The organism is Streptomyces sp. NPDC041796 (assembly GCF_055590785.1).
This window is the reverse complement of sequence record NZ_JBVJAH010000057.1, coordinates 1-7,379: the sequence shown is the minus strand read 5'-3', so window position 1 is coordinate 7,379 and position 7,379 is coordinate 1. Positions and strand designations below refer to the sequence as shown.

4 protein-coding genes and 9 pseudogenes are annotated in these 7,379 nt (G+C 63.2%); 4 read left to right on the top strand and 9 right to left on the bottom strand.

Annotated features, from left to right (window positions below):
- Nucleotides 1-89: 89 nt before the first annotated feature.
- A pseudogene (locus ACZ6C1_RS38175) lies at nt 90-254 on the top strand (IS110 family transposase); the annotation flags it as partial.
- A gap of 18 nt (nt 255-272) precedes the next feature.
- Here the strand turns inward: ACZ6C1_RS38175 and ACZ6C1_RS38170 are convergent.
- Nucleotides 273-674 (bottom strand): annotated as a pseudogene (locus ACZ6C1_RS38170) (transposase); the annotation flags it as partial.
- Between the two features lie 570 nt (nt 675-1,244).
- Between ACZ6C1_RS38170 and ACZ6C1_RS38165 the strand changes: the two are divergent.
- The gene (locus tag ACZ6C1_RS38165) at nt 1,245-2,048 is read left to right on the top strand and encodes a papain-like cysteine protease family protein (protein WP_469247646.1); all 804 of its coding nucleotides are present in this window, start codon (nt 1,245-1,247) and stop codon (nt 2,046-2,048) included.
- Between the two features lie 120 nt (nt 2,049-2,168).
- Nucleotides 2,169-3,068: a hypothetical protein gene (locus tag ACZ6C1_RS38160; protein WP_469247645.1), complete on the top strand. Its 900-nt coding sequence runs from the start codon at nt 2,169-2,171 to the stop codon at nt 3,066-3,068.
- A gap of 729 nt (nt 3,069-3,797) precedes the next feature.
- Here ACZ6C1_RS38160 and ACZ6C1_RS38155 read toward each other — a convergent pair.
- The 3 pseudogenes from ACZ6C1_RS38155 to ACZ6C1_RS38145 all read right to left on the bottom strand — a co-directional run.
- Nucleotides 3,798-4,113, bottom strand: a pseudogene (locus tag ACZ6C1_RS38155) (IS630 family transposase); the annotation flags it as partial.
- Between the two features lie 180 nt (nt 4,114-4,293).
- Nucleotides 4,294-4,956 (bottom strand): annotated as a pseudogene (locus tag ACZ6C1_RS38150) (transposase); the annotation flags it as partial.
- 4 nt (nt 4,957-4,960) lie between these two features.
- Nucleotides 4,961-5,134: pseudogene (locus tag ACZ6C1_RS38145) on the bottom strand (IS110 family transposase); the annotation flags it as partial.
- On the opposite strand from ACZ6C1_RS38145, the pseudogene ACZ6C1_RS38140 reads away from it, so the two are divergent.
- A pseudogene (locus tag ACZ6C1_RS38140) lies at nt 5,119-5,640 on the top strand (transposase); the annotation flags it as partial. The pseudogenes ACZ6C1_RS38145 and ACZ6C1_RS38140 overlap by 16 nt on opposite strands.
- A 76-nt stretch (nt 5,641-5,716) precedes the next feature.
- Here ACZ6C1_RS38140 and ACZ6C1_RS38135 read toward each other — a convergent pair.
- From ACZ6C1_RS38135 to ACZ6C1_RS38115, 5 genes and pseudogenes are all read right to left on the bottom strand, one after another.
- Entirely contained in the window at nt 5,717-6,007 is a 291-nt protein-coding gene (locus tag ACZ6C1_RS38135) for a hypothetical protein (protein ID WP_469247644.1), read from the bottom strand.
- Between the two features lie 475 nt (nt 6,008-6,482).
- Nucleotides 6,483-6,583: pseudogene (locus tag ACZ6C1_RS38130) on the bottom strand (IS5 family transposase); the annotation flags it as partial.
- Between the two features lie 18 nt (nt 6,584-6,601).
- Entirely contained in the window at nt 6,602-6,739 is a 138-nt protein-coding gene (locus tag ACZ6C1_RS38125) for a hypothetical protein (protein ID WP_469247647.1), read from the bottom strand.
- A pseudogene (locus ACZ6C1_RS38120) lies at nt 6,737-6,879 on the bottom strand (IS701 family transposase); the annotation flags it as partial. The gene ACZ6C1_RS38125 and the pseudogene ACZ6C1_RS38120, both read right to left, overlap by 3 nt.
- Nucleotides 6,879-7,235 (bottom strand): annotated as a pseudogene (locus ACZ6C1_RS38115) (helix-turn-helix domain-containing protein); the annotation flags it as partial. The pseudogenes ACZ6C1_RS38120 and ACZ6C1_RS38115, both read right to left, overlap by 1 nt.
- Nucleotides 7,236-7,379 lie beyond the last annotated feature (144 nt).

Sequence of the window (7,379 nt, the reverse complement as noted above, 5' to 3'; positions counted from 1 at the left end):
ATCAACACCGCCAACGACCGGGGGCTCTGCCACGTCACCACCCCAGTTGACCAGGCCTTATAGCCCCGCAGAGGCAGGATGAAAAAGGTTCACTGTCACAACCGGACTCACGCGCCTACTACGACAGGAAGCGACGCGAGGGAAAGCACCACGTCGCGGCACTCGTCTGTCTCGCCCGACACCGCATCGACGTTCTCTTCGCCATGCTCCGCGACGGCACCTTCTACCACCCACCCACATCAGCAACAGCTTGACGAAAACCATAGGGGCACTTTTTGCTGGGCTCGCTCCTGTTCGGCGGCGGCTTCCTCAAGGGCGTCCATGACCTCCTTGCCGATGTGCATCCCGGCTGCGTCGTGGTGAGCGCGGGCCGTGGTGGAGTTCACGCTGACCAGGGATAAGTCCGTCTGTCCACGGCGGGCGGCCTCGGCGATCATGCCTTCCAGAAGAGCTGAGAAGACCCCGGCGTCCCGCCCAGACGCGAAGGCGTCCGCAGACCGTCGGCCACGGTCCGAACTCGGCAGGCATCTCGCGCCACTGGGCGCTGGACCGGAACCGCCAGATCACCCCTCGAACTGTTCCCGCAGCCGCTCGGGGTACGGACCGTACTCGCCTATCGGCAGGTACGGCTCGATGACCTCCCACTGCTCGTCGGTGAGTTGCCTACGTGTCACACCCAGAGTCCTACCAGGCCCCTCCCCCACACGGGACCAGAACCCGAGATTGATCACGACCTCACACAGGCCCTAGCTGGCCGGTGCAGTATCGACACGTCCTCCAGGCATCGAAGCAGCCTCTCTGTATCGATTCAGTCACAAATAACACCACTAAGCTGCGAGCCCGGCTTGCTGCGCGGGCCAAACAGCCTTAGTGGAAGCAGGCTTGACGTGCCGTCAATTAGTCGAGGTGAAGCGGCCTTTTCCGCTCGCATATTTTGGTCATTTCGCTCCCTTTGTCATCTGGCACACTCTCACAGCCGAGAGGACCGACCCGGGTCGCTTGTGGGGGCATCGTGTCGTGTTACCGCTCGTCATAGACCAGTAGCAATCAACTGACCGCCATGCAGGGCACTCGTCACACCCGCCCCCACTCTGGGCCACGGGGAGAGCCGCCTCTTGGTGGTTCCACGCAGCCTTGACTGGCTGCTGACATAGATCAACGAAGCTGCTAGCCGTCCTGAGACAGCGCTTGTATTAGGAGTGATCTTGCATAGACGCCGCAGGCGCACCGGGAAAATGTTATCCATGGCAGCCATGGCTGTCGCGATATCCGGTGCCCTTCTTCTAGGGTTGAACTCTCTCGCCCAAGCCGGTCCCGCGCTGGGCACCCTCATAGAGGGCCGCGGTAAATACGCCCGCATCAATCAACGCGAAGCCCCCTCGCTCTCTTCCCGCATCGTCGCAAGTGTGCCCGTAGGGGACCGGGTTGCCATGGTTTGCCGCACTACGGGCGACACCGTGGAGAGCAACCCGCGATGGATATGGACTGGCACAACTTACCTAGCCGACGCGTTCATCTACGAAAACACGACGTGGCTTCCAGTCTGCAACTCCGTCAGGCCAGCCGACCGTGCCTCGCTTAACATCGTTATGCAGAAACAGGTACGAAGCCAATGGTGCTGGGACGCCTCTGGCCTGACCATCGCCAACTACTGGGGATACCGTCAGTACAACCAGTACGACTTCTGCAGACTCGCAGCACAGAACAACCGTCTCGACTGCAACAACAGGCCCGCGACCCTTGGCGATATGGCGAACGCGCTGCAGCAGATGGGCTTCCGCAGCAGTGGCAGAGACCTCTACCGCAGCGCCTCGTTCAACGAAGTCGCCAACGAAGTCACCAACGGGCAGCCCTTAGCCGTGCGCATTGGCTACAGCACCGGTGGCGGCCACATGAACGTCATCTACGGCTACGACCGGACAACAGGAATGGTCGCCGTAGGTGACCCCTGGCCCTCCACGCAGACGTACACGTGGTGGAGCTACAACACATACAGCAGTAACCAGTCGTTCCAATGGACGCACTCCAGAATCGGGATCCACGGCTAGCAAGGCCTCGCCACCTGCGAACCGCAGAAAAAGAAACCGGAACTGCGACCCCCTGTTCTGGCCCCGCAAGCCACCCGCGAACGGTCCCACATCACGGCATCAAGCTAGGTGAGAAAACCAGTGCGAGACACGAAGCATACCAGTGAGCATCTCCGCAACTTCGGAATAACATCCGCAGTCATCACAGCCCTGACGATATGGGGTGGCGGAGCAGCCGTCGCTGCACACGACACCACCGTTCCCAATTACGGCGCAGCAGCGGAGACTATCAACTCTCCAGAGCTTCAGCGGACCGTTGCCCGGTTCCTCGAGGCGACTCGCCAGCGACAAGAAACTGACGGTGGGGCCACCGGCTCTCCCCAGCAGGCGAATCCTTCCACCGCCAGCGCGGACAAGTTCCAGTTAAGCAAGCCGCTACCGCTGTACGAGCTCACTCCCGAGTTCGTAATAGGAAAGCAGAAATCCGCGAAATCAGCACTACGCCTGGCTTACCTCACATCACGTGTGAGCGCCGCCAATGGCCAACAGGCTGCCGTCCTGCTGACTCAGCAATCGCAAGACAGCAAAAGCTGGCAACTGGCTGGGATCCGTGGGGGAGAGATGGAAGCGTCCATTGCAGAAAAAGCAACAGAAGGCAGCAAAATCTTCTCCGAGCCACAGATAAATGCTTGGTACCGCCTTACAGCCGCCAACAGGGTCCAGCCCCTCAACAAAGAGGCCAGCGCCAGCCTGAAGGGGCAGCCTGACACTTCATTAGCCGCCTACCAAAAAATCATTAACGCTCGATACGGCGACAAGCTGCCCGCCTCATCCTATAGCCGTAAGGGACTCGCGGGAGGATACAACACGCAAGATCACTCAAACGGTGAGACTGATCAACCTCAGTCAGCAGCACCCTCTTCAACCGCATACGCCCCTTCAGCGACGACCACCGCCGGGGCTGCACTCTCCGCCCTTCTTCTCTCCCTCGCCTGCGTCCGGAGAAAGCATCGGGGCAAGCTCACGGGCAGCAGATCTTGATACCGGTCGCCAAGTTACGGGCGATGCTTACCACGGGGCGCGCCGTGCCCATCCATCTGACAGGAGGGCTTGAGCGTAGCCAGGACAGTAGCGCCCGGGAGGCTACATCAGATTGCTCCGTAGGATCCGGTGCATTTCACACCGGCTCGGCGCAGGACGGCAAAAAGGCGGGCCCCCGCCGGAAGTTGGGGGTATCCGGCGGCGGTGGCCGGGAACTGCCGGTGGGCCAGCCTCCAAGCAAGGTGACCACGGCGACGTGCGCGTCCTTGTGGGTGGCTACCCCAGGATCGCTTCCTCCGCCAGCGGTTCTTCCCGTGCGGGCAGGGTCGGCTGGGGCATGCAAGTGATGGCCGCGCGGCTCCTCGATCGGCACTGGGGGCTGTGGCCGACATCCGTCCGGTGGGTGGTCAGATTCGTGACGGTGCCTTGTGGAGCAAGGCCCCTAAAGCACCTCTAAGGCGCAGGCTGACGAGGCCTCCCGATAGAGCGGTGCTGTCACGGTGGTGGGTTTCACGGGTATGCGGACGTCGGGCGGACGCCTGGGAATCTCCCCGGCCGACAGGCCGCACGAGAGAGCGGCGCGGTTCCGGCGTCTCCATGTCCCGTGAAACCCACCACCGCACGCCGTCCGTTGTCGTCGTGGTGCGAGCCCGCCGCAGAGCGGCCTCCTGTCCACCTCCGCGAGCCACGAACTTGGCGCAGGCAGTGGCCCCTGGGGTGCCTGGTGTCGCGTGTCAAAGTCCAACGCAGATCGTCGAAGCCGTGCACGGCCGAACCCTTGGCGAGTTCCTCCTCGAGCACGGTGAACTGGGCATCGGTGAGGGCCGAAGAGTTCGTCGGACCCGTGGAACGCAAGGCCTCCATGCCGCCCCTCGCGCCAGGTCCGCCGCCACAGTTCCACCGGCCGCGCACTCAGCCGCAGGTCCTTGGCGTCACCGCGATCTTCTCCCGCGCCGCAGACCACATCCCGGCCTGAAGCCGGATCCCCTCCCGAAACGCCCGACGCTCAGCGGTCAGGCACCCGGCCTTCCGGATATGCGACCACACCCGGATGCCACAGGGATCAGGAGCTCCCTACCTTGTTGATCGGGATGAGCGAGCCATTCGTAGGGTTGGCTCACCCAGGGGCGCTGGGCGAGGCTTTCAGAAGTCTGCCGTGTTTGTGGCTTGCAACGATTCGCCACCCGGCGCCCCACGACGACTCGGCTGCTCATTACTGAGGTTTTCAGGGCGGGGTCGGTGGGTTGATGGTCAGGCCGGTGGCGGTGAGGCAGCCGTCGATAAGGTGGGGCCGGACTTGGATTCTGCGTAACTCGCGGCGGAGGACGCGGTTGAGGTCGTCGGGGGTGTCAAAGGCCGGTGCTGGCCATGGCCCTGCGCACCAGTGACCAGACGGCCTCGACCGGGTTCAGATCTGGTGCGTATGCCGGGAGGCGGACGGTGGTGAGCCAGTCGTGCTCGGTTTCGTAGCGTTTCAGCCCGGCGGCCAAGTGGGTGTTGAGATTGTCCCAGACCACCACGATCGGCCCGCCCAACTGTATGTGCGCGCGGACCAGGAGGTCTCGGTAGTCCTGCCAGGAGAAGCTCTTGCGTGCACCCTTGAGGCGGAGGTGAGCGCGGGGCCGGTGGATGAGGCGGCTGTTCTCGCCGGGTTTGTAGCAGCACAGCGCGGCGATGGAGGTCCGGCGGCGGGACCTGCCACGGACGCGGATGACGGGTGTCTGTCCGCGTCGGCCCCAGGTGCGGGCACGGGGCGGCGTCATCGAGAAGCCGGCTTCGTCCTCGAAGACGGTCCAGGCCCCGGACTCCGCCGCGAGCCTTTTACCTGGGGCCAGACCTCCTTCTTCCACAGCTCCACCACGTGCTTGTCCCGCTCCAGGGCCCGTCGGTATGTGCCGGCCTTCGGCGGCCTGGAAGGCTCTCGTGGCGAGTTCATCGGCGCTGCGGACCTTGCGGTTGCGCAGCCACGTGGCCAGCCGTCGGCGGCCGGTCCGGCGAATCGCTGCCGGCGTCTGGTAGCCGGTCAGGAGTACCAGAGGGCCGACGTTGCCCAGGTCAAGCTCGCGCAACCGCCCATGTGGTGCGCTCTCTGGCGAAGGAGGTGATGGCCCTCAACGAGAAGATCGCCGAGATCGACAAGCTCATCGAGGGCCGGTTTCGCCAGCACCGCAACGCCGAGGTGATCGTGAGCATGCCCGGCATCGGCGCTCTATTGGGGGCTGAATTCCTGGCCGCCACAGGCGGCGACATGGACGCTTTCGCTAGCGCGGACCGGCTGGCCGCCTTCGCCGGCGTCTCCCCGGCGCCTCGTGACTCCGGGAAAATCAGCGGCAACATGCACCGCCCCACGCGCTACAACCGACGCCTCCAGCGCGTCTTTTACACCTCCGTACTGATCAGCATCCGCTGCTGCGACGAGTCGCGCCGCTTCTACGACCGCAAGCGCGCCGAGGGAAAACGGCACAACCAGGCAGTCATGGCGCTCGCACGACGGCGCGTCAACGTCTTGTGGGCCCTCCTGCGTGACGGAAGGTGCTACAACCCCATACCTCCCGTCACCTTGGCAGCTTGACAACTCCATTAGGAATCGTAGTACCCACCGACGGCCCGAAAACCTCACCATCGACTTACGGGGCTGATCAGGAAGGTCATGGGCCCGTGACGGTCAGGTTGCCGCTCGTGTGCACGTCCTGAATTCCGTTCGGAGTGAGGCAATCTTGGGGGTTGTGCGGGCCTGAGGTTACGAAGACCGTTTCCGCGCCGAGGAAGTCGCCAGCAATGACCGTTCCCGTTTCGGTGGTGACAATGGTGCCGCCCACCAGATTGGTCACTCGCTGGAAGCTGATGGTGCTGTACCCGTAGGTGCCGTCGTTCCATGAGATCGTGTACTGGCCCTCAGATGGCTGGGCGAGGTCGGCGCACGAACGGCTCGCGAACAAGCGAGCACCGTAGGATCCCGCGGTGATCCCCTGGCCGCTTGAGTCTGTACACGGCTCAAGGCTGCCATCCACGTCGACGAGTACCGTTTGCGGCGTCAGGCGCAGGCCAGGGTGGTAGCTGACATGGGTTGAGGAGGTACAGGAGATACCGCCGGTGCTGGCTTGAGCAGTCGATGCCGGGAGGAGAAGTCCGCAAACGAGGCTACTAACCATGACGAGGGCCGCTACAGCGCACTGGTATATGGAGAGCCTTGGAAGCACCGGATACCTCCTTATAGAAGGCTATGGGGGACTATCTCGTCATAAGGCAGCACCTCGGGCAGGTAACGGTTGATCTACCTGAAGCGCGGTGTGTTCGTGTTCTGGCACGAGAGCAGGACCTGTTGCGGTTCTGACCAACTACAGCTCACGTACCGGTTTACAGATTTATGCCCGTTACGTTCCAAGTTGTACACATAAACGGTGTGCTTGTCACTGACGCGGCGGGCCATGAGCTCGGTCATGGCAGGGTGAATCGGAGCGCTCAGGGAGGCTTTCGTAGTCGCGGGCCAGGCGGCGGTGAAACATGAGCCATCCCTAGCTAGTAGTGCTTGGTCAGGTCGGTATCGCCGTGGGTATGTCGCGGTGATAGGTGGGGCAGGCGCCGGTCCAGACCGCGAGGAGTAACTGCATCTCGCGGACGACCTGGTAGAGGCTCAGGCCGGCGCCGTCTCTTTTTGGGGTCCGGGTCATTCGCTGGAGCGTGCAGAAGGTGTGGGCGGCCAAGACGAGGGTGACGTGGTGGTGCCAGCCGTTCCAGGTCCGGCCCTCGAAGTGGGCCAGCCCAGGGCTTGTTTCATCTCGCGGTAGTCGTGTTCGATGCGCCAGCGGAGTCCGCCAGCTTGGCCAGGCTCCAGATCGGAAACGGCAGGCCGTGCCCGGCCGGCCTGGACTTGGCGATCTTCTTGATCTCCCGGCGTTCCGGGAGGCTGAAGGTCTTCGGACGGCCGCTCTTGTATCTCGGGTAGAGCGCCTCGAAGCCGTCCGCGTTGAAGTTGTGGAGCACGTCCCGGACCCGGTCGCTGCTGGTGAACGTCACCTCAGCGATCTTCGACACGGGCATGCCCTGCGCGGATAACAGCACCATCTGAGCCCGCCGCCAGGTCACCACCGAACCGGAACCTCTGCGAATGATCCGCAGCAACCGCCTGCCCTCGTCAATCTCCCGGAGCCTCAACCGTTCAGCCACGTGATCATTCTGGCTGTCCGACACCACCTGTCGGCGTACGCGTGAACGTGGCCCTGGCAAGATTTCCGTGACGCCGGGGTGTGCGACCGTGCGCCGGTGACGCTCCGTCAGGGGCGGCGCCAGCATCGTTGAGTGTGATGACAT